The following is a 24,775-nucleotide window of genomic DNA, read 5'->3' as shown; positions in this document are numbered from 1 at the left end:
CGCGAGAACGTTCACGCGCGGCGGAGAGGGATCAGGACTTCTTCGCGCCGATCGCCCCGGTGATCGCGGGCCAGCTCGCGGTCAGCTCGCGCTTCCAGTACGCCCATTTGTGGGTGCCCGCGCCGTACATGTTCGCGGTGACGTTCACGCCCGCCTTGCGCGCGGCCTCCACGAAGTTGACGTTCATCGTGTGGGCGAGCTGCTCGCCGAACCGGCCGGCGTCCCACGGCTTCATGCCGGGGTTGTCGTACGGGCCGACCTCGCCGTTGCCGCAGGAGACGTAGACACCGACGCCCTTGAGCTTCGCCGCCATGACCGCCGCGTCGTGGGCCTGCCAGTTCGCGCGGTCGCGCGCCGGGTCGCCCCAGATGTCGTCGCCGGCCTTCTGGTTCATCTGCATCAGCATCGACGGCATGCCGGGCGCGGTGATGTTGAGCGCGCCGCTGTAGGACGCGACGTACTTGAACAGCCCCGGGTGCCGCTGCGCGTAGGTGACGGCGCCCTGCCCGCCGGACGACAGGCCGATCGCGGCCCGCGCCGGACCCGCGTGGAAGTTGCGCTCCATCAGCGGGATGACCTCGTTGATGTGGAAGGTCTCCCACATCGGGATGCCGCCCCTGCCGTCGTTCCACCAGTTGGTGTACGACCCGTTCCAGCCGCCCTCCGGCATGACGACCATCGCGTTGTAGCCGGAGGCGACGCTGAGGAGGTTCGAGTCCTTCGTCCAGGACAGGTAGTTGTTGTTGCCGCCGTGGAAGGCGTACACGACCGGGTACGCGGAGCTCGAGTCGAGCTTCCAGCCGGCCGGGATGAGCACCCGCGTCTGCACGGACGCGCCGAGCGCCGGCGAGGCGATCGTCACGTCGAACATGTTCTTGGAGACCTTCTTCAACGCGGTGATCTTCGCGCCGTCGTCGGCCTTCTTGAACTTGGTCGGGAGCTCCGCCTCCTTCGCCGGGAGGTGCGCCTTCTTGCCGCGCTTGTGCGTGTTGAGGTCGGGATTGTCCGACGACGGCCTGCCGGGGCCGGTGCTGAACGGGTTGCTCGTCAGCGGCTTGGCGGGCGGCTTGATCGTCGGCGTGCCGCTCGGCGACGTCGCGGGGACGGGCGCGTTCTGCTGCGCCGGCCCGAAGGTGGGGAGCGGCGCGAGGTTGGACGCGGCGTCCGGCTTCCCGGTGCCGGGAACGCCCACCCCGGCCTGCGCGAGGCCCACCATGACGGCGGGCAGCACGACGGCCGCCGCCACCGACCCGGCGATGGCGATCTTCCTGTCGGTTCGCTTCTTCATGGACTCCCCAGCCGGTCAGGCCGTGCTCGGCCCGGCGCTCCGCTCGCCCAGAGAAAACTACTGCCCCGGCGACAACATCCGCAAGTATTGGCAAAAAGTACAATAAACGCGCTCATCACGCGCAAGCGCCCCTCATTCCACTGCATCCCCCCGACTCCCGCAACCGCGAGGCCGCGATCGGTCACCGACCGAGCGCCGTGGGGCCCCGGACCGCCCGATGCGTCCGGGTCCGGCTTGCGCGATCCGGCCATCACGGGTCGCCCGCCGTCGTCGCGGACGATGAGGGCCGATCGTCGCGCCCGCCGCACGGACGCCGGCGGCCGACGGCGGCCGGGACCGCGGCGCGGGCGCGCGGCCGACTTTTCCAGTTGTCACTGGGATGGACGCTTTGAACTGCTGCGGAGCGGGAACGCATTCCTTAGGAATCCGTTGTTCAGCTGTGACACCGGGCCCGTAGCGACCCGAAGGCGTTCGGCACCATCGGTGCCGGACGGCACCATTCGCCGCACGACGGCGGCCCCTTTTTCAAATGGCCGGCCCCACCCTGTCCGGCTGTTTCCGGAAGGCACCCACCCCTGTGTTCCGTCGTTCCTGCCCTGCACTCCTGCTGGGGGTTCTCAGCCTGCTCCTCCCGCTGCTGCCGGCCGTTCCCGCGGCCGCCGCGCAAGCGCGTGTCGTCGCCGAGACGACCGTGGCGTCCCGCACGCTCGACCTGACCATCGAATCGCCCGCCATGGCCGGCCGCCAGAAGGTGCGGCTGCTGCTGCCGCCCGGCTGGTCCCGTACCGCGTCCCGGACCTGGCCGACGCTGTGGCTGCTGCACGGCGGCGTCGACGACTACACCGCCTGGACGCGCGACACCGACGTCGCGCGGCTCACCGCGGACACCGGCGTCATCGTCGTCATGCCGAACGGCGGGCGCTGCGGCAACTACTCCGACTGGTGGAACCACGGGGACGGCGGCGCGCCGGCCTGGGAGACGTTCCATCTGACCGAGCTCCGGAAGATCCTCGAAGGCGGCTACCGGGCCGGGACGGCGCGCGCCATCGCCGGCAACTCCATGGGCGGGCTCGGCGCCATGCTGTACGCGGCGCGGCACCCGGGGATGTTCCGGGCGGCGGCGGCGTTCAGCGGCTACCTGCACACCCTGTACGGGCACGAGCCGGGCGACGACTCGATCGGCTACGGGCCGTCGCTGTCGTGCCCCGGCACCGACTGGCGGCGGGTGTGGGGCGACCCCGACGACCAGGCCGCGATCTGGCACGCGCACAACCCGTACGACCTGGCGGGACGGCTCGCCGGGGTGCGGCTGTGGGTCGCGAGCGGGAACGGGAAAGCGGGCTCGCTCGGCGGCTGGCCGTTCACCGACCCGGTGGAGGCCGCCGTCGAGGACCACGGCCGCGCGTTCGTGCAGCGGCTGCGGGAGCTCGGGGTGCCGGTGACCGCCCGGTTCTTCGACGGTCAGCACACCTGGCCGTACTGGCAGCGCGATCTGCACGAGGCGTACCCGACGCTGACGGGGGCGCTCGGGCTGTGATTCCGGGCCCCGAGTGAGATCGGCCACACCGGACGGGCGTTCCGCCGCCCGTCCGGTGTGGCCGTCGGCACTGGTCACGGCACGGGCCCCGCATTGGCCGAATAAAGGGTGCCCGAAATTAGGACCGAAATGGAGGTGATGACTGTGCTAGAACCCGTCTGAGGTCGGGGTCGCGAAGGGAACGTGATGCGCGCAGCGGATACCGGAACGGCCGAAGACGCCGGAGAACTCGAACGGTTCGTGGACACGGAGCGGTATCCGCTGCTGGAACCGGACGGTTCCGGCTGGTCCGGCGTCGTCTCCCGGGTGCGGGCGGAGCTCGCCGATACCGGATGCAGCGTCCTGCCGGACTTCATCCGGCCGGAACTCCACGAAGCGCTGCGGGCCGAAGGCGCGGAAGTCGCGCCCCGGGCGCACTATGACGTCGAAACGGTCAACGCATACAACATCGATATTCGGACGCCATTACCGGACGACCATCCCGGGCGCATCACGATCCAGCGCGGCAACGCGTTCGTCGCCCGGGACCTGATCCCGGATCATTTCATCGTCCACCGGCTCTACACGAGCGAGCCGTTCCAGCGATTCGTCGCGAGCTGCTTCGGCCTCCCCCGCGTCCACGAATTGGCCGACCCGCTGTCGGGGTTGTGCCTCAACGTCGTCAAGCCGGGGATGGAGCACCCCTGGCATTTCGACACCAACGAGTTCACGGTGAGCCTGCTGACGCAGGAGGCGGACGCGGGCGGGGTGTTCGAGTACTGCCCGAACATCCGGTCCGCCGAGGCGGAGAACTTCGGCGACGTGCGGGACGTGCTCACCGGGAACGGCGGCCGGCTCGTCCGGGCGCTCACCCTGAACCCCGGCGACCTCCAGTTGTTCAAGGGCCGGTACGCGCTGCACCGGGTCCGCGAGGTGGGCGGCGGGACGGCCAGGCACACCGCGATCCTCGCCTACAGCGAGCGCCCCGGCGTGGTCGGCAGCGTGGAGCGGACACGGCAGCTGTTCGGCCGGGTCCTGCCCGAGCACCTGGCGGCCGCCGAGCGCGCCGTCCGGGTCGACGGGCTCCTCGACTGATGCGGCGCTACTGAGAGGCGGGGCACGAGCATGGACGTCGATCCGACCGGCAAGGTCTCGCTCGACCACATCTACACCGAGCCCGATCCGCGCGCCTATTTCGGCACGCTGCGGGGGCTCGGCTACCGCATCCCCGAGCTGGCGAGGCCGCACTTCGCGGCGCTCGCCGACGAATACCGGGAGGCGCGGGGAACACCCGAGCCGACCGTGCTGGACATCGGCTGCTCGTACGGCATCAACGCGGCGCTGCTGAAGCACGGCGTCACGATGGACGACCTCTACGACCGCTACAGCGGTCCCGGGGCACAGGCCCTGGAAAGGGAGGCGCTGTTATCCCGCGACCGGGAACTCGTCCGTTCCGGGGCGCGCGCGAACCGTCTTCGCTTCATCGGCCTGGACGCGTCCGAGCAGGCCCTTTCCTACGCTCTCGACGCCGGGTTGCTGGACGGCGCCGTCCACGCCGATCTGGAGAGCGGGGACCCCACGGCCGAGCAGGCCGTCCGGCTCGCCGAGGCGGACCTCGTCATCTCCACCGGCTGCCTCGGCTACGTCACCGAGAAGACGCTGTCCAGGATCGTCGCCGCGAACGAGGGGCGCCTGCCGTGGATGGCGCATTTCGTGCTGCGCATGTTCCCTTTCGACTCCGTGGCCGACACCCTGGCCGACGCCGGGTACACCACCGTCCGGCACGAGGGCCTGTTCCGGCAGCGGCGGTTCGCGACGCCCCGGGAACGGGAACTCGTCCTGGACCGGCTCGCCGACATCGGCGTCGATCCCGCCGGCGCCGAGACCGGCGGCTGGCTGTACGCCGAACTCTTCCTTTCCCGACCGACCGACTGAATCCCCGAGGAACCCGTGAACGACGCTCTCTCCGCCCGTACCTTCGGCAACGAGGACACCCTTCCGCGCGTCCCGCTGCCCTCGCTGGACGCGACCGCCGAGCGGTTCCTGGAATGGTGCGGGCCGCTGCTGACCGATGCCGAGCTCGCGGAGACGAGGGAGGCGCTGGAGGCGTTCACCGCCGGCCCCGGCCGGGAGCTGCACGCCGAACTGGAGCGCTATGACGCCGGCGAGGGCGTGCACAGCTGGCTGGACACGTTCTGGCCGTACCGGTACCTCGGCCGCCGCGACCGCATCGCGCTGAACGCCAATTTCTTCTTCCTCTTCCAGGACTCCGGCGAGGCGCAGGCGGAGCGCGCCGCCGGCCTCATCGCCGGCGCGGTGGACTACAAGCTGCGCCTGGACGGGGAGAACGTGGCGCCGGTCCTCCAGCGCGGCGTCCCGCTGTCCATGGATCAGAACAAGTACCTGTTCTCCACGACCCGGATCCCGGGCGCCGAGCAGGACGGCGTGCGGGCGCCGTACTCGGACGAATGGCCCGGCCCGTCCACGGCGCGCCACATCGCGGTGTTCTTCCGCGGCAACATCCTCCGGATGGACGTGATCGGCCCGGACGGACACCCCCACACGCTGGACGAGCTCACCACCGGCATCGAGGCCGTCCTGAAGAGCGAGGCCGCCGACGACGTCTCCCCCGGCCACTTCACGACCATGGCCCGCGCCGAATGGGCCGCCGCCCGCGAGACGCTCCTGGCGCGGGGCAACGGCGACGCGCTCGACACGATCGAGACGGCGCTGTTCTGCGTCTGCCTGGAGGACTTCGTCCCGAAGAGCACCCTGGACGCCTGCGACCACCTCCTCCACGGCGACAGCGCGAACCGCTGGTTCGACAAGGCCGTCTCGTTCATCGTGTTCGCCGACGGCACCGCCGGCATCAACGTCGAGCACTGCGGCCTGGACGGCACCACCATCCTCAGCTTCGTCGACGACGTCCTGGAGACGCCGCCCGCGGAGCACTCCCGGCGGTCGGGCGCCCGCGCGCAGGGCGTCCCGGCGATCGAGCCGGTCCGGTTCGTCCTGGACGGGCCGCTGCGCGCGTCCGCGACGGCCGCCGCGGAGGCGTTCGCCGCGTACGGCGCCGCGACCGCGACGGCCACCGTGTCGTTCGACGACTTCGGCGGGAACCGCGCGAAGGCGCTGAAGACGTCCCCGGACGCGTTCGCGCAGATGGCGTACCAGCTCGCGCACCGGCGGGCCAAGGGCGTCACCGGCGCGACCTACGAGTCGATCGCGACGCGCCGGTACCGGCGCGGACGGACCGAGGCGATGCGGGTCGTGACCCCCGAGGTGGTGCGGTTCGCCGACGTCATGACGGACCCGGGCGCGGACCGGGCCGCCCGCGCGGAGGCGTTCCGCGCCGCCGCCGACGCGCACGTCCGGCGCGCCAGGCAGTGCCAGACGGGCGAGGCGCCCGAGCAGCACCTGTGGGAGCTCCAGCTGATCCACAAGCGGCGCGGGGGCACCGAGCCGCTCCCGTTCTTCGAGTCGCCGGGCTGGCTCACGATGCGGGACGACTACCTCAGCACCAGCTCCGCGCCGTCCGTGAACATCCGGTACTTCGGGTTCGGCTCGACCAGCCCGCAGTGCATCGGCGTCGCCTACGTGCTGCTGCCGGACCGGCTCAACGTCTACCTGAGCACTCCGGAGCCGGTGGCGGACGCCATGCACGCGTTCGCGGCCGAGCTCCGCACCGCGGTACGGGAACTTCAGGAGCTGCTCGCGTAGGCGTCAGCGCCGGTCCGGCCCGCCCGCCTCCGCGGCGCTCCTCAGCGCGGCGATCACGGCGGTCAGCTGGGTGAGGAGCCCCGCGACCGACGTCTGGTCGGCGCCGCCGACGGTGACGGTGCGGAGCTCGTCCGGCTTCGGGAGCCGGGCCATGATCTCGGGCAGGGCGCCGATGAGGCGGGTCTGGACGGCGGCCGGGCTGCGGTCGTTCTCCAGGGCGGCGCGGATCCGGTCGCGGTCCAGGTCGAGGAGGGCGTGCTCGTGCCGGGACCGGGCGCGGGCGTCCGCGAGCGCGAGTTCGCCGTCCAGCTCCAGGCGCTTGAGCTCCTGCTCGCGCTCGATGCGGAGGCGTCCCGTCTCGGCCTCCTCGGCGTGGCGCTCGCGCTCCATGCGGAGGGCGTGCAGCGTCGTCTCGGTCTGCATCTCGGCGACCTCGCGGCTGTCGTCGTGCTCCCGCTTGGTGCGGCGGAGCTTCTCGACGGCCTCGGTGTCGAACAGCTGCGACTCGTTGCGGGCGCGAAGCTCGGCGAGCTCACGCTCGTGCTCCAGGCGCTGCGTCTCCTTGAGGCGGGCGGCGGCCATCTCGCGCCGGGAGATCGCCTCCTCGGCCTCCAGCTCGGCGAGCCGGGCGATCTGCCCCTGCTCGGCGCGGTACGGCTTCTGGAGGTTCTCCCAGAGGCGGGACGAGCTGACCACCGCCTCCTTGATCTGGACGGTGACGATGCGGAGGCCGAGTCCCTGGTCACCGCCCTCGGCGCCCTCGGCGACGGCGCGGAGCCGGGCCGTCAGCTCCTCGATGATGGGCTGCTTGTCCGACAGGACCTCCTGGACGCCCATCGTGGACACCTTGTCCTTGATCGCGGCCTCGGCCTGCTCGCGGAGCTGGAGGTTCACCAGGCGCATCGGGTCGTCGGCGTCGCTGAAGTCGAGCTTGCGGTAGGCGGTGCCGAAGTCCTGGATGATCCACTGGACGTAGCCCTGGACGAGCACGCCCTGCAGCTCCCGGCAGATGCAGTACGCGTTGATCAGGATGGTCTGGGTGGCGCCCGGGACGACGAGGAACGAGTCCGTCGACGGGTTGAACCGGAACGAGACGCCGAGGCCGATGTGGAGCGGCTCGGTGCGGCCGCGCCGCGTGTGGACGACGAACGCGTTCGGCGGGACGAGCACGTTCTTCCACCGCCAGAAGCCGCTGATCCGCACGTCGACGGGGCCGGGGGCCGGGCCTTCGGCGGGCGTCAGCGCGCGGGCGCGCTTGGCGAGGGGGCCGGGCGGCGGCGGCCCGCCGGGAGCGGCCATGGCCGGCGCGGCGGCCCGCCGGGACCGCAGGTCGTCCTCCAGCACGGCCTGCTGCGCGACGACCTTCTCGAGATAGGTGTTGCCCTGGGGGGAATTCGTCATCTCGCTCCTCAACAGAACTCGGCGGTGCACTCGGCGGCGAGGCGGGCGATCGCGGAGGCGACCTCCACCCCCTCCCGCCACCGCGCCGGGAATACGTGGGGGCCGTAGGCGGCGCCGAGGATGCCGCCGGTGATCGCGCCGGTCGAGTCGCTGTCGCCCGCGTGGTTGACGGCGAGGACCAGGCCGTCCCGCCCCGCGCGCTCGCCCGGCGGAACGGTCAGCGCGACGTACACGGCGATCGCGAGCGCCTCCGGCCCGATCCAGCCGGCGCCGAGTGTCGAGAGCCGCTCCGCCGTCGGCGGGCCGCTCTTCCAGGACAGGTCGACGGCCGCGTCCAGCGCCTCGGCCGTCTCCTCGTGCCCGGGACGGCGGACGAGGAGCGTCCGGGCGGTGTCGATGGCGTCCGGGAGGTCCGCGCCGCGCAGCAGCGCCCAGACCACGGTCGCCTGGACGCCCGCCGGCAGGTACCCGCTCGGGTGGCCGTGGGTCAGCGCGGCCATGTCGCAGCCCAGCCGGAACGTGTCGTCGGGGTCGGGCAGCGGGAACCCGCACGGCGCGGCCCGCATCACCCCGCCGCAGCCCTTGGAGTCGTTCACCGGATGCTCGACCGTGCCGAACGGCGCCCCCCGGAACGTCTGCTCGGCGACCCGGTGCAGCGCCGCGATCGTGCTGCGCCCCGGCCCGCGCCGCGTCATCAGCGCGGTCTCCGCCTCCAGCCAGCCGCCCCCGTGCACGTCCATCTCGGGGAACGTCTCGCCCTGGCCGCGCAGCCAGGTGAGGTACGCCAGCTGCAGCAGGACGAGGTGCGAGCCGCCGAACCCCCGGGTGCGCGCCCGCTCCGCCGCCCGGACGAGCGCGTACGCGGTGAACATCGTCAGCTGCGTGTCGTCCGTGATCGCGCCCGCGCCGAACCGTTCGGCGCTGAACCCGGTGAGCCCGGACGGCCCGTGCAGGGCGCGGATCCGGTCGAGGGAGTAGCCCTCGACGGGCGCGCCGAGGGCGTCGCCGATCGCACCGCCGAGCAGGCAGCCGAGCAGCCGGCCGGGGTCGGGACGCGGGGGGAGGTCCGGCATGCGGGATACCCTAGTGCTCGCTGAACCCGGGGCCGCGCCGTTCCCGTATCACGGGCGTGGCCACTCCCGCCCGCCGGGCGCCCCGCACCGACCGGCCCGCCGTCGCGGCGTGCGCGCTGGCCCTCGCCCTGATCGTCCTGATGCTGGTGGTGCGGCTCGGCGGCGCGCTGAGCCCGTCCGCGGTGCCGGGGCTGACGCAGGCGGACGCGGTGACCAAAACCGGCCTCGCGATCGCGCGGCTCGGCGTGCACGTCACGTCCGCCCTCACGGTGGGATGGCTGGCCGCGGCGGCCGTGCTGGTCCCCGGGGCTCCGGCGGCGACCCGCCGCTGCCTGCGGGCCGCGGCGCGCGCCGCGCTCGGCTGGGCGCTGTGCGCGCTGACGCTGATGGCGTTCTCGGTGTCGGACCTGTTCGGCGTCCCCGCCCTCACCGGCGTCACCGGCGGCCTGCTGCGGACGTTCGCCGCCGACCTCCCGCAGGGCCGGGCGCTGGTCCTCGTCATCGCGGTCGCGGCGGCGCTCGCGGTCGCGGCGCGGCTGCCGGCCGCCGAGCACCGCCCGGGGCACCTGCTGCTGTGCGCGCTCGCCGGGCTGCTGCCCCCGCTGTTCACCGGCCACGCCGCCGGGAGCGCGCACCACGCGCTCGCCGTGCACAGCCTCGCCGCGCACGTCGCGGGCGCCGCGCTGTGGGCCGGCGGGCTCGTCGCCCTGGTGCTGCTGGCACCGGACGTCCGGGACCGGCTGCCCGGCGTCGCGGCCCGCTACAGCACCCTCGCGCTGGTCGCGTTCGCCGTCGTCGGGGTGAGCGGCGCCGTGCAGGCGTGGATCCGGCTCGGCGGCGTCCACCTCGATTCCCGGTACGGAGCGCTGGTCGCCGCGAAGGCGGTGGCGTTCGCCGTGCTGGGCGCCATGGGCTGGTGGCACCGGCGCCGGACGATCCCGGCGCTGCCGGGCGGGGGGTTGGCGCGGCTCGCCGCCGCCGAGATCATCGTCATGGCGGCGACGATGGCGCTCGCGACCGGGCTGGCGCGCACCCCGCCGCCCGAGGTCGCGCCCGGCACGCTGGACGCGGTCACGCTGCGGCTCGGCTTCCCGCTGCCCGGCCCGCCCGGCGTCTCGTCCCTGCTGCCGGGCCGGTGGTTCGACCCGCTGTTCGCCGTGCTGGTCGGCGCCGGGGCCGTGCTGTACGGGGTCCGGGCCGTGCGACGCCGCGACCTGCCCTCGCGGCGCGTCCTCGCGTGGACGGCGGGCCTGGCGGTCGTCCTGCTCGCCACGTGCGGCGGCCTCGCCCGGTACAGCATGGTGCTGTTCAGCGCGAACGCCGTCCAGCACGTCATGGTGGGGGTGCTCGGGCCGCTGCTGCTGGTGCGGGGCGCTCCGCCGGAGCCGCCGCGCCGCGCCCCCCGCCCCGCCGTCGCCGTCCCGCTGTTCTTCGCGAGCCTGTACCTCTGGTACCTGACGCCGCTGTTCGGCCCGGCGCTGTCCAACCACGCCCTGCACTCGGTGGCACTGGCGGGCTTCCTCACGATCGGCGTCGCGTTCTTCGCCGCGACGTCCGGGACATGGTGGCCCCTCGCGACACTGCCGGTGCACGTCCTCGGGGGCCTGCTGCTGTCCGGCTCCGGGTCGGTCTTCGGCGGCGGCTGGTACGGCACGCTGGGCCGGGCCTGGGGCGCGCCGCTCCCGGAGGACCAGCGGCTCGGGATCTGGCTGCTCTGCGGGCTCGCCGCCCTCGCCACCCTGCCGGCCTGCGTCGCTACAGTTCGGCGAGGACGCGGGCGGGAGTGATCGGCAGGTCGCGGAACCTGGCGCCGGTCGCGTGGTGGACGGCGTTCGCGATCGCGGCGGCGGCGCCCACGATCCCGATCTCGCCGATGCCCTTCGCTCCCATCGGATTCAGGTGCGGGTCGGCCTCCGGCACCCACACCGCGTCGATCTTCCGGATGTCCGCGCAGGTGGGGACGTGATACTGGGCGAGGTCGCGGTTGACGTGGTCGCCGAACGCCTCGTCCATGATGGACTCCTCCAGCAGCGCCATGCCGATGCCCATCGTCATGCCGCCGACGAACTGGGACCGGGCCGCCTTCGGGTTGATGATGCGGCCCGCGGCGAACACGCCGAGCATGCGCGGCACCCGCACCTCGCCGGTGTCGAGGTCCACCGCGACCTCGGCGAAGTGCGCTCCGAACGCGTGCCGGGCGTACTTCTGCCGGCTGCGCACCTCGTCGGCCGTCGACGCGCGCGCCTCCACGCCCTCCGGCGGGATCTCCCCGTTCAGCCGGACGAGCAGCGCCTCGCACGCCCGGACCACCGCGGTGCCCCAGCTCGACGTCCCCGCCGACCCGCCCGCGACCACCGCGCGCGGCAGCCGGCTGTCGCCGATCTCCATCCGGACCTTGCCCAGGTCCGTCTTGAGGGCGTCCGCGGCGATCACGGCGAGCGCGGTTCGGGCGCCGGTGCCGATGTCGGCGGCGGCGACGCGGACCGTGAACGTGCCGTCCGGCTCGGCGCGGGCGACCGCCTCCCCGGGCCGGGTCGACGCCGGATAGGTCGCGGCGGCGACGCCCGTGCCGAGCAGCGTGCGGCCCTCGCGGCGGACGCCGGGACGCGGGTCCCGGGCGTCCCAGCCGAACCGCGCGGCGCCCTCCCGCAGGCACGCCACGAGGTTGCGGGAACTGAACGGCAGCCCGCTCTCCGGGTCCTCCGGGGCGTCGTTGCGGACGCGCAACTCGACCGGGTCGACGCCGGTCAGGACGGCGAGCTCGTCCATCGCCGACTCCAGCGCGAACATGCCGGGCGTCTCGCCGGGCGCCCGCATCCACGACGGCGACGGCACGTCCAGCCGGACGATCCGGTGCCGCGTGCGGCGATTCGCCGCCCGGTACATCATGCGCGCCGGGACGGCCGCCTGCTCGGCGAACTCCCGGACGGCGGACGTCTGCGCGACCACCTCGTGGATCACCGCGTCGAGCCGCCCGTCGAGGCCGGCGCCGAGCCGGACGCGCTGGATCGTCGGCGTCCGGTACCCGGTCGTCGCCCACATCTGCCGCCGGGGGACCGCGAACTTCACCGGGCGGCCGGTGACGCGCGCCGCCATCGCCGCGAGCACGACGTTCGGCCGGGGGGTGCCCTTCGACCCGAACCCGCCGCCGACATGCTCGGAGATCACCCGCACCTGCGCGGGTTCCAGCCCGAACACCTCGGCCAGGGTGCTCTGGACCGCGGACGGCCCCTGGTTGGAGTCGTAGAGGACGAGCGTCCCGTCGTCCTCCCACAGCGCGACGGTGGTGTGCGGCTCCATCGGGTTGTTGTGCTCGGCGGGCGTCGTGTAGGTCGCGTCCACCCGGACGGCGGAGGCCGCGAACGCCGCGTCGGGATCGCCCGACTCCGTGTCGGCCGGGAACCCGCCGTTGACCTTCTCCGGCGCGTACAGGCCCTCGTGGTCGGCGCGGAGCAGGACATCGGCCGCCTCGGGCGCGTACTCCACGCGCACGTGCCGGGCCGCCTCGGCCGCCGTCTCCGGCGTCTCCGCGATCACCGCGGCGACGAACTGCCCCCGGTACGCCACGCGCCGCGACTGGAGCACCGCCAGCTCACCGTCGTCCACGGGCGCCAGCCGCGGCGCGTTCCCGCCCGACAGGACCGCGAGGACGCCCGGCATCCCCAGCGCCGCCTCCGCGTCCACGGCCAGGATCTCGCCGCGCGCCACCGTCGCCTGCACGGCCGCCAGGTACGCGACGTTCTCCAGGGGGTACTCGTAGGCGTACCGCGCCGCCCCGGTGACCTTCTCCCACCCCTCCAGCCGGTCCGTCAAGGGGCCACCAGCCCCGACAGCGTCCGGACGATCAGGTTGCGGGCCAGGGGCACCTTGTAGCCGTTGTCGCGGAGCGGCTCCGCGGCCTCCAGTTCCGCCTCCGCCGCCCGCAGGAACGCCTCGCCCGACGCGCGGGCGCCGCGCAGCCGCTCCTCGGCGCGGCGGGCGCGCCACGGCCGGTGCGCGACGCCGCCCAGCGCGATCCGGACGTCGGTGACGGTGCCGCCCGGGACGTCCGTGCGGAGCGCCGCCGCGATCGACACCAGCGCGAACGCGAACGAGGCCCGCTCGCGCGCCTTCCGGAAGCGGGACGGCATCCGCAGCGGCGGCACCTCCACCGCCGTGATGAGGTCGCCCGGTTCGAGGCACGTGTCCCGCTCGGGTGCGGTGCCCGGGAGCCGGTGCAGGTCGCCGAACGGGATCGTCCGGGTCCCCTCGCGCCCCCGGACGCGGACCTCCGCGTCCAGCGCGGCGAGCGCGACCGCCATGTCGGACGGGTGGGTCGCCACGCACCCCGCCGAGTGCCCGAGGATCGCGAGGTTGCGGTGCTCGCCCTCGCGGGCCGGGCAGCCGCTGCCCGGTTCGCGCTTGTTGCAGGGCTTCGTGACGTCCTGGAAGTAGGCGCAGCGGGTCCGCTGCAGCAGGTTGCCGCCCACCGTCGCGAGATTGCGGATCTGGCCCGACGCCCCCGCCAGGACGGCCTGCGCCAGCAGCGGGAACTCCGCCCGGACCGTCCGGTCGGCCGCGAGGTCGCCGTTGGTGACGGCCGCGCCGATCCGCAGGCCGCCGTCGGCGCGCCGCTCGATCCGGTCGTGGCCGAGGTGCGCGACGTCCACGAGCCGCGCCGGCTCCGCCACGCCGAGCCGCATCAGGTCGACGAGGTTCGTCCCGCCGCCGAGGTACGCGGCGCCGTCGGTGCAGGCGGCGACCGCCTCGTCCTCGGTGGCCGCGCGCGCGTAGGTGAACGGCCTCATGCGCGGGCCGCCTCCCGGACGGCCGCGACGATCCCGGCGTACGCGCCGCAGCGGCACAGGTTGCCGCTCATCCGCTCCCGGATCTCGGCGTCGTCCGGCACGGGCTCGGCCGCCGGGTCCGGGGTGGCGGCGCTCGGCAGGCCGCGGCCCAGCTCGTCCAGCACGGCGGTCGCGGAGCACAGCTGGCCGGGGGTGCAGTAGCCGCACTGGAGCGCGTCGTGCGCGAGGAACGCCTCCTGCAGCCGGGTCGGCCGCCCGTCCCGCGCCAGCCCCTCCACGGTCACGACGTCCGCGCCGTCGTGCGCGACCGCGAGCGCCAGGCACGCGTTCACCCGCCGGCCGTCCAGCAGGACGGTGCACGCGCCGCACTGCCCGTGGTCGCAGCCCTTCTTGGCGCCGGTCAGCCCGAGGTCCTCCCGGAGGGTGTCGAGCAGGGACGCGCGGGTGTCGATCCCGAGCCGGTGCTCGGAGCCGTTCACGGTCAGGGTGATCTCGGCGCGGACGGGGTCCGGGCCGTCCGCGGGCACGCTGTTCATGGCGGCGGTCTACCCCGATCGTCGCGGTTGAGTCAGCGTCGGCGGGGCCTCAGCCGGTAGAGCCGGTACCAGGCCGCCGCCGCGAACAGCAGCCCCAGGACGGCGAGGATCGCCATGTCCGTGCCCCACGCGACCGCCGTGTTCTTCCACAGCGGGTCGGCGGCGCCCTCGTGCGGGTAGATCGTGTCGAGGTCGACGGTGGCGGCCGCCGCGCCGAACCCCCAGCGGGACGGCGACAGCCACGCGAACTGCTCCAGCCCGACCAGCCCCGCCAGCCGCACCAGCCCACCCGACAGCACGAGCTGCGCCATCGACAGGACGATCAGCAGCGGCAGCGTCTTCTCCGAGCTGTTCACCGACGACGACACGAGCAGGCCCATCGCCATCGACACGACGCCGAGCAGCGCCATCGCCAGGATCAGCTCCACGTGCGGGATCGTGAACGCGCCCCGCTCCGGCAGCGCGACCCCGACCGTCCCGATCGCCACGATCACGACCGCCTGCAGGGCGGTGATCACGCCGAGGACCAGCAGCTTCGACATCAGGTACACGCCCGCCGACAGCCCCGCCGCCCGCTCCCGCGCGTAGATCGTGCGCTCCTTCACGAGCTCCCGGACGGCGTTGCCCGTCCCGGCGAAGCACGCCGCGAACGCCATCACCATCAGCTTCGACGCGGCGTCCACATTGCCGCCGGGCGCCGCCACGAGCCCCTTCGGCGCCGGGATCGCGGCGATCAGCCCGCCCAGGATCAGCGGCATCACGCCGAGCAGCACCAGATAGCTGCGGTCGGACGCGATCACCGACAGGTACCGGCGGCAGAGCGTGCCGAGCTGCGCGAGCCGCGACTGGCGCCGCGGCGGCGGAGCGGGCGGCCGTGCGTCGGTCGGGCCGCCCTCCCCGTACAGGCCGCTCGTGACGTACTTCGCGAACCGCGGCGACGCCCGGAACTCGGCCGCCCAGTCGCGGTCCGGTTCGCGGTCGAACGCCTGGAACACCTCCGCCCACGTCCGCTTCCCGAAGTGCGCCAGGCCCTCGGCGGGCGGGCCGTAGTAGGCCAGCCGCCCGCCCGGCACCAGCACCAGCAGCCGGTCGCAGGTGTCCAGGTTCGCGACGCTGTGCGTGACGACGATGACCGTCCGGCCGTCGTGCGCCAGGTCGCGCAGCATCTCCATGACGGTCTTGTCCAGGCCGGGGTCGAGGCCGGACGTCGGCTCGTCCAGGAACAGCAGCGACGGCTTCGTCAGCAGCTCCAGCGCCACGCTGACCCGCTTGCGCTGCCCGCCCGACAGCCGGTCGATGCGGGTGCGGGCGTGCGGCGTGAGGCCCAGCTCGGCCAGGACCTCGTCGACCCGCTGCTCGCGCTCCTCCCGCCGCGTGTCGCCCGGGAACCTCAGCTCCGCCGCGTACAGCAGCGCCTGCCGCGTCGCGAGCTGCGCGTGCAGGATGTCGTCCTGCGGGACGAGCCCGATCCGGTGCCGCAGCTCGTCGTAGGCGGCGTACAGGTCGCGGCCGTCGTACACGACCGTCCCCTCCGTCGCCGGGCGCATCCCCGTGACGGCCCCGAGCAGCGTGGACTTGCCCGCCCCGCTCGGCCCGATCACCCCGACGAGGGAGCGCTCCGCGATCGGGAAGCCCACCCCGTCCAGGATGACCTTGCCCTCCGGCGTCCGGACGGTCAGCTCCTGCACCTGCACCGACACGTCGCCGGTGTCGACGAACTCGCGGAGCTCGTCGCCCACCAGCCGGAACGTGGCGTTCCCGATGCCGACCAGGTCCGTCTCGGACAGCTCGGCGTGCTGCACGCGGACGCCGTTGACGAACGTCCCGTTGTGGCTGCCGACGTCGACGATGCGGTACCGCCCGGGACCGGCGCCGCGCAGCTCCGCGTGGTGCCGCGACACGGCCAGGTCGGCCACGACCACGTCGTTGTCGGCCGCCCGCCCGATCCGCAGCGTGCGCGGCGCGACCCGGATGATCTGGCTCGGGTTCCGGTCGACCCGCGGCCCCGCGACCCGCCGGGCGCCCACCGCGCCGGCCGGATCCGGCGGCGGAGCGGTCACGGGCGGTCGCGCCCGGGCCGGCGCGGCCGGTTCCGGCCGCGCCGGGGCGCAGGAGAGCGGCTCCCCGGCGGTCGAATGGCCGAGGCTGAACGTGCGCTCGCCGTCGATCGGCATCCGCTCGACGCGGCGGCCCGCGCAGAACGTGCCGTTGCTGCTGCCCGCGTCCTCGAGGACCCAGCCGCCGGGACCGGTCTTCAGCACCGCGTGCCACCAGGACACGCGCGGGTCGGCCAGCACGATGTCGGACGCGGGATCGCGCCCGATCCGGTACGCGCCGCCGGCCCGCAGCCGGTGGACGCCGTTCCGCGTCCGGACGACGAGCACGGGTGCGGCGAGGGATTCGGCTGAAGGCCCGGCCGTCATGGTCCGGAGTGTAAAGGCTGGAAAGCGAATTGTCCCCGGCCCCCGGCGTTGACAGCCGGCTCCGCCCGCAATTGAGTGGGGAGCATGGCGAACCCGCCCGGAGCGGCGACCGTCACACGCGAGGACCGCCTGCCCCGGCGCCGGAGGCCGCGGTGGTCGCTCGTCGTCCTCGCGCTGGTGATCCTGGTGCCGTTGGGGCTGGCGGTACTGGACCGTGCCGCGCTCTCGTACGCTCAGCGCACGATGGCGTCCGAGATCAGGAATCAGGGATTTCCGGCCGAACCGAAGGTGACGATCAAGGGATTCCCCTTTCTCACCCAGGTCGCGTCCCGCCATTTCGGAGATGTCCGGCTCAGTTCGTCCGATATCCGGGTCGGACCCCTGCGCATCAGCAGCCTCGAAGTGCGCGCCCGCGATGTGACCGTCGACGGCTGGACCTTCGAGAGCGGCACCCTCGGCTCCCTGGACGGCAAAGCCTTCGTCAGTTTCAAGGACCTCGCCGCCGCCGGCGGCAACCCGGCCCTGGAGCTGACCGCCGACGGCCCGAACCGCGTCCGAGCCAAGGTCGATCTCGGCATCACGACCGCGAACGCCGTCGCGAGCGTCACCAAGGAGGGGAACAGCATCCGGGTGCGTCCGGTGTCCATCGAGGGATTCGGCCTGGAGGAGCTGACCGACACCCTCGACTTCACCGTCCCGGTGGGGCGCCTCCCCCTGGGCCTCGCGTTCCAGGGCCTGACCGTCTCCAAGGACGGCATCGGCCTCCGCGTCACCGGCCGGAAGGTCAGATTCACCGATCCGAGTCGGTGAGGATCTCCGCGACCTGGCGGGCGGTCCGGGTCGGCAGGGGGGCCGGGAGGCCCTTCCACTTCCGGGACGCCGCCATCGCGGCCGCGCCGGCTCCGCCGCCGTAGGCCATGGCCGCCACGAACGACGCCAGCTCGGGCGGGAGCTTCTTCTCCAGCAGCACGACGTTCATCCGATAGGTCGCCGCCGTCGCCATCGCGCCCAGCGCCCCCGCGACCACGCCCATCCTCAGCGCGGGGACGCGCCGCCTCGCCTTCTCCACCATCTCCTGCTGCGCGGCCTCCACGATCTGCCGGACCAGCAGCAGGTTCTGCTCGACCGGGTCGTCCCGGACCGCCGCCGCCTTCTCACCCATGCCGGTCCTTTACCCGTCCGATGCCGAAGGATTCCCCGCTTCAGAGACGGTCGCGGACGGCCATGAGCGCGAAGCCCAGCAGGTTCTCGCCGCGCCACTCCCGTGGACGCCCGGCGCGCGGATCGTCCGCCGCGAGGCCGATGCCCCAGATACGGTCGAGGGGGCTCGCCTCGACGAGGACGCGTCCGCCGCTGCCCGTCAGATAGGCGCCCATCTCCGGGTTCTGGGAGAACTTTGCGATATTGCCCTCGACGACGATGGACGCGCGGTTCGCCGCCCAGACGTCCTCCTCGAAGCCCCGGACGCGGCGGCCCAGGGCCTTGACCTCGTTCGGATGGGACGCCGCGATGATCTTCTCGGCGGTCTCCCCGTCGCCGAACAGGCGCGCCTTGCCCGCCATCATGTAGTGCTCGGCGGTGGCGTAGGTCACACCGTCCACGGTGAAGGGCGACGGGTACCACTGGCTGAGATAGCCGGGGCCGGGCTTGCGATGCCCCCAGAAGAACAGGAACTTGATGGGTGTGCCCGCGTCCTGCAGGCGGATCAGTTCGGCGACGTCCATGCCCCGACGCTCCCAGACGGCCGCCCGTCCGGCCACCGGATTTCGGGGCGGGGAATGAAGGTGCCGGTGGGGTTGTTGTTCGGTTGCAAGACGGGTGCGGTCTAGACCATTTTGCGGTACCGGTGGGGTCATCGGGGACAATCTGCATCCCCGGCGGACCGGATGCGCAGGAGGCCCGGCGTCCGTCGATCGTGAGTCACAGGAGGAGATCAGCGGACATGGACACTGCCCTGGCGAACCCTCGTCGCACCAAGCTCGACGTCTGGCCCTCGCGGCGGCCGGCGGACACCGAGGCCGAGCAGGCCGCGGGCACCGCCGAGGCGGAGGGGTCCCTGAGCGAGGACGAGCTCGCCACGCGCTGAACGGCGAATCCGCCGAGGGCCCGATCCGGTGAGGATCGGGCCCTCGGCGTTTCACGGGATCCGGTGGAGGCCCTCGTCGGTGGCGACGACCAAGGCGCCGTCGGCGGCGAGCGCGAAGTCGTTGACCCTTCCGGGCACCCGGACGCGGCGCGCCCGGGTCGGGCCGGGAGCACACCAGGTCAGCAGGGTGCCGGGATCGTCGGGAACATCGGCGGCGACAAGGAGGCGGCCTCCGCACCAGACGGCGGCGACCTGCTCGGGCCGCCCGGGGGCGGCGAGCACCGCGGGCGGCCCGCCCGGCGCCCGGACGGACACCTCCCCGTCTGCGGGCTGCACGATGATCGGGCCGTCCGGGCCCGCCGCGATCGCGGGCCGGCCGTCGCCCGCCCCCGGGACCCGGCCGATCTCCTCGCCGCGCTCCACGTCCCAGAGGCCGATGCGGAGGGCGCCGTCGCCGCGGTCGGTGTCGCGGGCCAGGCCGATGAGCGGGCCGGTTCCGGGCGGGGCGTGCAGGATCCAGCCGTCCAGGGCCGTGCGGTCGCCGAGCCACGCCCCGAACGCGGCCAGCCGGTCACCGGACGCGGCGTCCCACACGACCACCTCGGCGTCGCGCGCGGGCCCGAACACGGCGGCGACCGCCCCCCGCCCGCCGTGGACGACCAGGCCGATCAGCTCAGGCGGGGTGGCGCGCTCGGGCTCGAGGACGGTCTCGCCCCCGCCCGCGAGGACGCGGATGCGGTCGCGGTGGCTCCAGGCCAGCGCGGGGCCGTCCGGCAGGAGGCCGAACGCCCGCGGCTCGGGGACGCCGGCGATCGGCGCGCCGATCGCCACGCCGGACGCGGCGTCCCACACCCGGCCGGTGGTGCCGCCGGGATCGGTGCGCACGGCGAACACCAGCGGCCGCCCCGCGGCCGCCGCGGTGACGCCGTCGAAGGGTCCGGGCGCGATCAGCGCCGCGCGCACGCTCTCCGGCACGTGACGGAGCGTAAGGCAGCGACCTCAGATCGTTCCGGAAGTCGGCGAAACCGGTGGGCCGCGTCCCGCCCGCCACCTGCGCGAACCGCCATGAGGAGGGACATATGCGCCCGGCGGCGCGATCCGTCCGGACGCGGGCGGTCAGCCGGCGGCGAGGCGGGCGGCGGTGTCCTCCGGGGGGACGTCGTTGATCCACGCGGCCATGCCCGACTCCGAGCCGGCCAGGTACTTGATCTTGCCGGGGGCGCGGCGGATCGAGAAGAGCTGCAGATGGAGGCGGATCAGGTCGCGGCCCTCGCCCACCGGGGCCTGGTGCCAGGCCGCGACGTACGGCAGCGGGGCGTCGTCCAGGGCGTCGCAGCGCCTCAGGAGGTCGGGGTAGAGGACGGCCAGCTCGTCGCGTTCGGGGGCGGTGAGGGCGGCCATGTCCGGAACGTGGCGGTGCGGCATCAGGTGCACCTCGACGGGCCAGCGGGCGGCGGCCGGGACGTAGGCGGTCCAGTGCTCGCCGTGCAGGACGACACGGCCGCCCGCCCGCTCGGCGGCCAGGACGCCGGCGAACAGGTCGCCGCCGTGCCGCGCGGCCATGTCGAGCATCCGCCCGGTGCGGGGGGTGACGTACGGGTAGGCGTAGATCTGGCCGTGCGGATGGTGCAGGGTCACGCCGATCTCGACGCCCCGGTTCTCGAACGGGTAGACCTGCGCCACGCCGGGGAGCGCGGAGAGCGCGGCGGTGCGGTCGGCCCACGCGTCGATGATCGTCCGGACGCGGCGGGCGGGCAGCCGCGCGACGGACGCCCCGTGCTCGTCGGTGAAGCAGACGACCTCGCAGCAGCCCGGTCCCGCGAAGGACGGGAAGCGGTTCTCGAACACCGCGACGTCGTAGCCGGGGTCGGGGACCTCGGACGCGGGGCCGCCGGGGCACAGCGGGCACCGGTCGGGCGGCGGCAGGAACGTGCGGGCGTTGCGGTGCGCGGTGATCGTGACGGGGTCGCCGGTCAGCGGATCGTGGCGGATCTCACAGCGCGCCGCGGCGGGCGGCAGGCCGCGCGGGTCAGGGACGGGGACCCGGCCGGGCGCCTCGTCGTAGTAGACGATCTCGCGTCCGTCCGACAGGCGCGCGCGCGTGACGTTCACGCGGGCGGCCTAGCGGTCACGCTCGGTGTCGCCCGCGACCACCTCGTCCGGCAGCTCGGGGAGGGTGGTGGTGGGCTGGAGGTCGCCGCCGACGAGCAGCGCGGCCTCCGCCTCGTCGTCGGGGATCGAGACGAGGGCCTGGGTCTCCTGCGCCTCGCGCGTGATGACGCCGCTCAGCAGGACGGTGTTGCGGTGCCGGAGCGCGCCGTTCTCGCGGAGCAGGTCGTCGGCCTCGCGGCGGACGCGGGCGATCCGGCGGCTCATCCGCAGGTGGATGAGGAAGCCGCCGCCGGCGAGGCCGAGGATGAAGGCCGCGACCGGCAGCCCGATCCGGGTGGGCGCGAGCAGCGCGACCACCGCGACGACCGTCAGCATCACGACCACCGCGAGTGCGCCGAAATGCTCCTCTGTCCAGTCCAGGACGGTGTTGACGCGCCTGGGAATCCGCACTCGCCTTCTCCTCCTCCGCTCGGTGGGCCGGGCTCTGACACTACGTGACGGCGGCCGGTCCTTCCGTGCCCGGAATGCGTCTCGGGATGCGAGGACGGGGCGCCGACGAATATCGTCACTGGATATGAGCAATCACTTTGACGTCGTGGTCCTGGGCGCGGGCCCGGGTGGATATGTCGCCGCGATCCGGTCGGCACAGCTCGGGCTGAAAACGGCGATCGTCGAGGAGAAGTACTGGGGCGGCGTATGCCTCAACGTCGGCTGCATCCCGTCGAAGGCGCTGCTGCGCAACGCGGAGCTGGCGCACATCTTCACGCGGGAGCAGAAGACGTACGGCATCAAGGTCGAGGGCACGGTGTCCTTCGACTACGGAGAGGCGTTCCGGCGCAGCCGCCAGGTCTCGGACAAGCTCGTCAAGGGCGTCCAGTTCCTGATGAAGAAGAACAAGATCACCTCGTTCGACGGCCGGGGCACGTTCACCGACCCGAACACGATCCAGGTCGCGAAGGCCGACGGCTCCACCGAGACCGTCACGTTCGACAGCTGCATCATCGCCGCGGGCGCGCGCACGAAGCTGCTGCCCGGCACGTCGCTGTCGGAGCGGGTCGTCACCTACGAGGAGCAGATCCTCAGCGAGGACCTGCCGGAGAGCATCGTCATCGCGGGCGCCGGCGCGATCGGCGTCGAGTTCGCGTACGTCCTGCACAACTACGGCGTGAAGGTCACGATCGTCGAGTTCCTCGACCGGATGGTCCCGAACGAGGACGCCGACATCTCCAAGGAGCTCGCCAAGCGGTACCGCAAGCTCGGCGTCGACGTCCTCACCTCGACACGGGTCGACTCCATCGACGACTCGGGCGACAAGGTGAAGGTGACCGTCACCGGCAAGGACGGCGCGCAGCAGGTCCTGGAGGCGGACAAGGTGCTCCAGGCGATCGGGTTCCAGCCGAACGTCGAGGGCTACGGGCTGGAGAAGACCGGCGTGGCGCTGACCGAGCGCGGCGCGATCGACATCGACGGCCGCTGCCGCACCTCCGTCCCCCACATCTACGCGATCGGCGACGTGACCGCGAAGCTGATGCTCGCGCACGCCGCCGAGGCGATGGGGATCGTCGCCGCCGAGACCATCGCGGACGAGGAGACGATGGAGATCGAGTACGTGATGATCCCGCGCGCCACGTACTGCCAGCCGCAGGTCGCCAGCTTCGGCTGGACGGAGGCGCAGGCGAGGGAGCAGGGCTTCGACGTCAAGGTCGCGAAGTTCCCCTACAGCGCGAACGGCAAGGCGCTGGGCATGGGCGAGGGCGACGGCTTCGTCAAGGTGATCAGCGACGCGAAGTACGGCGAGCTGCTCGGCGCGCACATGATCGGCCCGGAGGTCACCGAGCTGCTGCCGCAGCTGACGCTGGCCCAGCAGTGGGACCTGACCGTCCACGAGGTGGCGCGCAACATCCACGCGCACCCGACGCTGGGCGAGGCCGTCAAGGAGGCCGTGCACGGCCTCGCCGGCCACATGATCAACATGTGATCCGGGCCCGCGGCGCGCCCCGGGGCGGGGCGCGCCACGGCTCTCGGGCGGTGCGCAACGAATCGTCGGCGATCGCTCCGAACGCGCAACGGAACACCTGGTCAGCGCAAGATCGCGTAATGGATCGCGGGCTCGGCCCTTCCTACGATCTCGGGTGTCCCCTCACCGCGTTCTGGAGAACCGTATGTCCGTCATGCCGACGATGGAGTCGAGCACCGCGAGCACCGCGCCCACCGCCCGCACCGGGCTGAAGCGGCACTACCTGATGTGCCGTCCCGAGCATTTCGCCGTGACCTACTCGATCAACCCCTGGATGGACCCGTCGGCCGGCGCCGACCGGGACGAGGCCGTCCGGCAATGGGAGGCCCTGCGGTCCGCGTACGCGGGGCTGGGGCACGAGGTCAGCCTGATCGACCCGATCGCGGGCCTGCCCGACATGGTGTTCGCGGCCAACGGGGCGCTCGTCGTCGGCGGGCGCGTGTACGGGGCGCGGTTCACCCACCCCGAGCGGCACGCCGAGGGCCCCGCGTACGCGGCGTGGCTGCGGGCGAACGGATTCGGCGAGGTGCTCGACGCCGAGCACACCAACGAGGGCGAGGGCGACTTCCTCACCATGGACGAGGTCATCCTCGCCGGGACCGGGTTCCGGACGCGGGTGGCCGCCCACCAGGAGGCGCAGGAGTTCCTCGGCCGCCCGGTCGTGACGCTCCGGCTGGTCGACCCGCGCTTCTACCACCTCGACACGGCGCTGTTCGCGCTCGGCGGCGACAACGTCGCCTACTACCCGGAGGCGTTCTCGCCGGGAAGCCGCGCGGTGCTGGAGCGGCTGTTCCCGGACGCGGTCGTCGCCGGCGAGCGGGACGCGGCCGTCCTCGGGCTGAACGCGGTGTGCGACGGCAGGCACGTCGTCATCAACGCGGAGGCGACGGACCTGATCGCGACCCTCGCCGGGCACGGCTACGAGCCGGTCCCGGTGGACATGTCCGAGCTGCGCAAGGCGGGCGGCGGGCCGAAGTGCTGCACGCTCGAACTCCGATACCCCTGATTCACCCGCATTCGACATCATTGCCCCATGCGGTTCGATGATGAGCACGGCCATATCGCCCTCGACGGCGCCGAGAACGTCCGCGACCTCGGCGCCGTCACGGGTGCGATCGCGCCCGGGAGGCTGCTGCGCGCCGACGCGCTCGGCAGGCTGAGCGACGGCGACCTGGCGCGGCTCGCCGCCGTCCGGACGGTGGTCGACTTCCGGCGCCCGAACGAGATCGAGATGCACGGGCCGTCCCGGCTGCCCGCCGGCGCGGCCCTGGTGTCGCTGCCGGTCGGCGCCGGCAGCCTGCAGGTGTTCTACGACGTCGTCGGGAGCGGCGACCCGGCGCGCCAGCAGGAGGTGTTCGGCGGCGGGCGCATCGAGCGCGCGCTCCTCGACATCAACCGCGACTTCGTGCGGGAGCCGCGGGAGCGGGAGCGGTTCGCGGCGGCGCTCCGGCTGATGGCCGACGCGGACCGGCTGCCGCTGGTGTTCCACTGCACCGCCGGCAAGGACCGGACGGGCTGGATGGCCGCGATCGTCCTCATGCTGGCCGGCGTGTCCCGCGCGGACGTCATGGACGACTACCTCCGGTCGAACCACTACCACCGGGAGGGCTACGGCCGCCTGCTGGACTACCTGAAGGAGTCCGGCCGGATGGAGGACCCGGAGCTTCTGCGGCCGCTGCTGGAGCAGCGTCCCGCCTATCTGGAGGCCGCGTTCGACGAGGCCGAGCGCCGGTACGGAACGTTCGAGGGCTACGTCGAGAAGGGCCTCGACGTGGACGGTCCGACGGTCGAGCGGCTGCTGGCCGCCCTACGCTGA

22 protein-coding genes are annotated in these 24,775 nt (G+C 73.3%); 10 read left to right on the top strand and 12 right to left on the bottom strand.

What is annotated here, in order from left to right:
* Positions 1–31: 31 nt before the first annotated feature.
* On the bottom strand, positions 32–1,288 hold the full coding sequence (locus tag IE99_RS0114565; RefSeq protein WP_051712508.1) for an alpha/beta hydrolase: 1,257 nt from the start codon (positions 1,286–1,288) through the stop codon (positions 32–34).
* Positions 1,289–1,865: 577 nt separating this feature from the next.
* Here IE99_RS0114565 and IE99_RS0114560 point away from each other — a divergent pair.
* The 4 genes from IE99_RS0114560 to IE99_RS0114545 all read left to right on the top strand — a co-directional run bounded on the left by IE99_RS0114560 (position 1,866) and on the right by IE99_RS0114545 (position 6,524).
* Positions 1,866–2,825 carry an alpha/beta hydrolase gene (locus tag IE99_RS0114560; RefSeq protein ID WP_030169808.1) on the top strand — a complete coding sequence of 320 codons (960 nt, stop codon included), beginning with the start codon at positions 1,866–1,868 and terminating at the stop codon, positions 2,823–2,825.
* A gap of 186 nt (positions 2,826–3,011) precedes the next feature.
* Positions 3,012–3,899: a HalD/BesD family halogenase gene (locus tag IE99_RS0114555; RefSeq protein WP_030169804.1), complete on the top strand. Its 888-nt coding sequence runs from the start codon at positions 3,012–3,014 to the stop codon at positions 3,897–3,899.
* Positions 3,900–3,929: 30 nt separating this feature from the next.
* The gene (locus IE99_RS0114550) at positions 3,930–4,739 is read left to right on the top strand and encodes a class I SAM-dependent methyltransferase (protein WP_030169801.1); all 810 of its coding nucleotides are present in this window, start codon (positions 3,930–3,932) and stop codon (positions 4,737–4,739) included.
* 15 nt (positions 4,740–4,754) lie between these two features.
* Positions 4,755–6,524, top strand: a complete 1,770-nt coding sequence (locus tag IE99_RS0114545) for a choline/carnitine O-acyltransferase (protein ID WP_030169798.1) — start codon at positions 4,755–4,757, stop codon at positions 6,522–6,524.
* Between the two features lie 3 nt (positions 6,525–6,527).
* On the opposite strand, the gene IE99_RS0114540 is transcribed toward IE99_RS0114545, so the two are convergent.
* Both IE99_RS0114540 and IE99_RS0114535 read right to left on the bottom strand, forming a co-directional pair.
* Positions 6,528–7,925 (bottom strand): SPFH domain-containing protein, encoded by a 1,398-nt coding sequence (locus IE99_RS0114540; protein WP_037559386.1) that lies wholly within the window; start codon positions 7,923–7,925, stop codon positions 6,528–6,530.
* An 8-nt stretch (positions 7,926–7,933) separates the two neighbouring features.
* Entirely contained in the window at positions 7,934–8,998 is a 1,065-nt protein-coding gene (locus IE99_RS0114535) for an ADP-ribosylglycohydrolase family protein (protein ID WP_051712507.1), read from the bottom strand.
* A gap of 56 nt (positions 8,999–9,054) precedes the next feature.
* Between IE99_RS0114535 and IE99_RS0114530 the strand changes: the two genes are divergently transcribed.
* Complete coding sequence (locus tag IE99_RS0114530) at positions 9,055–10,785, top strand: bifunctional copper resistance protein CopD/cytochrome c oxidase assembly protein (protein ID WP_051712506.1); 1,731 nt, start codon at positions 9,055–9,057, stop codon at positions 10,783–10,785.
* Here the strand turns inward: IE99_RS0114530 and IE99_RS0114525 are convergent.
* From IE99_RS0114525 to IE99_RS0114510, 4 genes are read right to left on the bottom strand one after another with little or no spacing between them, the layout of a single operon-like run.
* Positions 10,754–12,811, bottom strand: coding sequence for a xanthine dehydrogenase family protein molybdopterin-binding subunit (locus IE99_RS0114525; protein ID WP_030169790.1), 2,058 nt, complete (start codon positions 12,809–12,811; stop codon positions 10,754–10,756). The genes IE99_RS0114530 and IE99_RS0114525 overlap by 32 nt on opposite strands.
* Positions 12,808–13,785, bottom strand: coding sequence for an FAD binding domain-containing protein (locus tag IE99_RS0114520; protein ID WP_030169787.1), 978 nt, complete (start codon positions 13,783–13,785; stop codon positions 12,808–12,810). The genes IE99_RS0114525 and IE99_RS0114520 overlap by 4 nt, the downstream gene beginning before the upstream one ends.
* Complete coding sequence (locus tag IE99_RS0114515) at positions 13,782–14,321, bottom strand: (2Fe-2S)-binding protein (protein WP_030169785.1); 540 nt, start codon at positions 14,319–14,321, stop codon at positions 13,782–13,784. Before IE99_RS0114515 ends, IE99_RS0114520 begins: the two co-directional genes overlap by 4 nt.
* Before the next feature lie 32 nt (positions 14,322–14,353).
* Complete coding sequence (locus tag IE99_RS0114510; RefSeq protein WP_051712505.1) at positions 14,354–16,744, bottom strand: FHA domain-containing protein; 2,391 nt, start codon at positions 16,742–16,744, stop codon at positions 14,354–14,356.
* Between the two features lie 84 nt (positions 16,745–16,828).
* Between IE99_RS0114510 and IE99_RS0114505 the strand changes: the two genes are divergently transcribed.
* Positions 16,829–17,554: an LmeA family phospholipid-binding protein gene (locus IE99_RS0114505; RefSeq protein WP_030169780.1), complete on the top strand. Its 726-nt coding sequence runs from the start codon at positions 16,829–16,831 to the stop codon at positions 17,552–17,554.
* On the opposite strand, the gene IE99_RS0114500 is transcribed toward IE99_RS0114505, so the two are convergent.
* On the bottom strand, positions 17,535–17,906 hold the full coding sequence (locus tag IE99_RS0114500) for a phage holin family protein (RefSeq protein WP_030169777.1): 372 nt from the start codon (positions 17,904–17,906) through the stop codon (positions 17,535–17,537). The genes IE99_RS0114505 and IE99_RS0114500 overlap by 20 nt on opposite strands.
* A gap of 40 nt (positions 17,907–17,946) precedes the next feature.
* Positions 17,947–18,468: a riboflavin biosynthesis intermediates N-glycosidase gene (locus IE99_RS0114495; RefSeq protein ID WP_030169774.1), complete on the bottom strand. Its 522-nt coding sequence runs from the start codon at positions 18,466–18,468 to the stop codon at positions 17,947–17,949.
* 218 nt (positions 18,469–18,686) lie between these two features.
* Between IE99_RS0114495 and IE99_RS32405 the strand changes: the two genes are divergently transcribed.
* A complete protein-coding gene (locus tag IE99_RS32405) occupies positions 18,687–18,830 on the top strand; it encodes a hypothetical protein (RefSeq protein ID WP_169744429.1) in 144 nt (47 codons plus the stop codon).
* A gap of 51 nt (positions 18,831–18,881) precedes the next feature.
* Here IE99_RS32405 and IE99_RS0114485 read toward each other — a convergent pair whose 3' ends face one another.
* The 3 genes from IE99_RS0114485 to IE99_RS0114475 all read right to left on the bottom strand — a co-directional run bounded on the left by IE99_RS0114485 (position 18,882) and on the right by IE99_RS0114475 (position 21,392).
* Complete coding sequence (locus IE99_RS0114485; RefSeq protein WP_030169771.1) at positions 18,882–19,805, bottom strand: WD40 repeat domain-containing protein; 924 nt, start codon at positions 19,803–19,805, stop codon at positions 18,882–18,884.
* A gap of 141 nt (positions 19,806–19,946) precedes the next feature.
* Entirely contained in the window at positions 19,947–20,942 is a 996-nt protein-coding gene (galT, locus tag IE99_RS0114480) for a galactose-1-phosphate uridylyltransferase (RefSeq protein ID WP_030169768.1), read from the bottom strand.
* 9 nt (positions 20,943–20,951) lie between these two features.
* Positions 20,952–21,392, bottom strand: coding sequence for a hypothetical protein (locus IE99_RS0114475; protein WP_030169765.1), 441 nt, complete (start codon positions 21,390–21,392; stop codon positions 20,952–20,954).
* A gap of 124 nt (positions 21,393–21,516) precedes the next feature.
* Between IE99_RS0114475 and lpdA the strand changes: the two genes are divergently transcribed.
* The 3 genes from lpdA (at position 21,517) to IE99_RS0114460 (ending at position 24,775) form a co-directional block, all read left to right on the top strand.
* Complete coding sequence (gene lpdA / locus IE99_RS0114470) at positions 21,517–22,920, top strand: dihydrolipoyl dehydrogenase (RefSeq protein WP_030169762.1); 1,404 nt, start codon at positions 21,517–21,519, stop codon at positions 22,918–22,920.
* A gap of 193 nt (positions 22,921–23,113) precedes the next feature.
* Positions 23,114–23,965: a dimethylargininase gene (gene ddaH, locus IE99_RS0114465; RefSeq protein ID WP_245623208.1), complete on the top strand. Its 852-nt coding sequence runs from the start codon at positions 23,114–23,116 to the stop codon at positions 23,963–23,965.
* Positions 23,966–23,992: 27 nt separating this feature from the next.
* Entirely contained in the window at positions 23,993–24,775 is a 783-nt protein-coding gene (locus IE99_RS0114460) for a tyrosine-protein phosphatase (RefSeq protein ID WP_030169755.1), read from the top strand.

Source organism: Spirillospora albida (assembly GCF_000718255.1).
GTDB classification, from domain to species: Bacteria; Actinomycetota; Actinomycetes; order Streptosporangiales; family Streptosporangiaceae; genus Spirillospora; species Spirillospora albida.
The sequence above is the reverse complement of the archived record's forward strand: the minus strand, read 5'-3'. Positions and strand labels throughout refer to the sequence as shown.

Bases quoted from the DNA above. Each gene is read 5' to 3' on its own strand.
- IE99_RS0114565 (WP_051712508.1), bottom strand. From the start codon at position 1,288: ATGAAGAAGCGAACCGACAGGAAGATCGCCATCGCCGGGTCGGTGGCG.
- IE99_RS0114555 (WP_030169804.1), top strand. From the start codon at position 3,012: ATGCGCGCAGCGGATACCGGAACGGCCGAAGACGCCGGAGAACTCGAA.
- IE99_RS0114550 (WP_030169801.1), top strand. From the start codon at position 3,930: ATGGACGTCGATCCGACCGGCAAGGTCTCGCTCGACCACATCTACACC.
- IE99_RS0114540 (WP_037559386.1), bottom strand. From the start codon at position 7,925: ATGACGAATTCCCCCCAGGGCAACACCTATCTCGAGAAGGTCGTCGCG.
- IE99_RS0114535 (WP_051712507.1), bottom strand. From the start codon at position 8,998: ATGCCGGACCTCCCCCCGCGTCCCGACCCCGGCCGGCTGCTCGGCTGC.
- IE99_RS0114520 (WP_030169787.1), bottom strand. From the start codon at position 13,785: ATGAGGCCGTTCACCTACGCGCGCGCGGCCACCGAGGACGAGGCGGTC.
- IE99_RS0114515 (WP_030169785.1), bottom strand. From the start codon at position 14,321: ATGAACAGCGTGCCCGCGGACGGCCCGGACCCCGTCCGCGCCGAGATC.
- IE99_RS0114510 (WP_051712505.1), bottom strand. From the start codon at position 16,744: ATGACGGCCGGGCCTTCAGCCGAATCCCTCGCCGCACCCGTGCTCGTC.
- IE99_RS0114505 (WP_030169780.1), top strand. From the start codon at position 16,829: ATGGCGAACCCGCCCGGAGCGGCGACCGTCACACGCGAGGACCGCCTG.
- IE99_RS0114500 (WP_030169777.1), bottom strand. From the start codon at position 17,906: ATGGGTGAGAAGGCGGCGGCGGTCCGGGACGACCCGGTCGAGCAGAAC.
- IE99_RS0114495 (WP_030169774.1), bottom strand. From the start codon at position 18,468: ATGGACGTCGCCGAACTGATCCGCCTGCAGGACGCGGGCACACCCATC.
- IE99_RS32405 (WP_169744429.1), top strand. From the start codon at position 18,687: ATGGACACTGCCCTGGCGAACCCTCGTCGCACCAAGCTCGACGTCTGG.
- lpdA (WP_030169762.1), top strand. From the start codon at position 21,517: ATGAGCAATCACTTTGACGTCGTGGTCCTGGGCGCGGGCCCGGGTGGA.
- ddaH (WP_245623208.1), top strand. From the start codon at position 23,114: ATGCCGACGATGGAGTCGAGCACCGCGAGCACCGCGCCCACCGCCCGC.
- IE99_RS0114460 (WP_030169755.1), top strand. From the start codon at position 23,993: ATGCGGTTCGATGATGAGCACGGCCATATCGCCCTCGACGGCGCCGAG.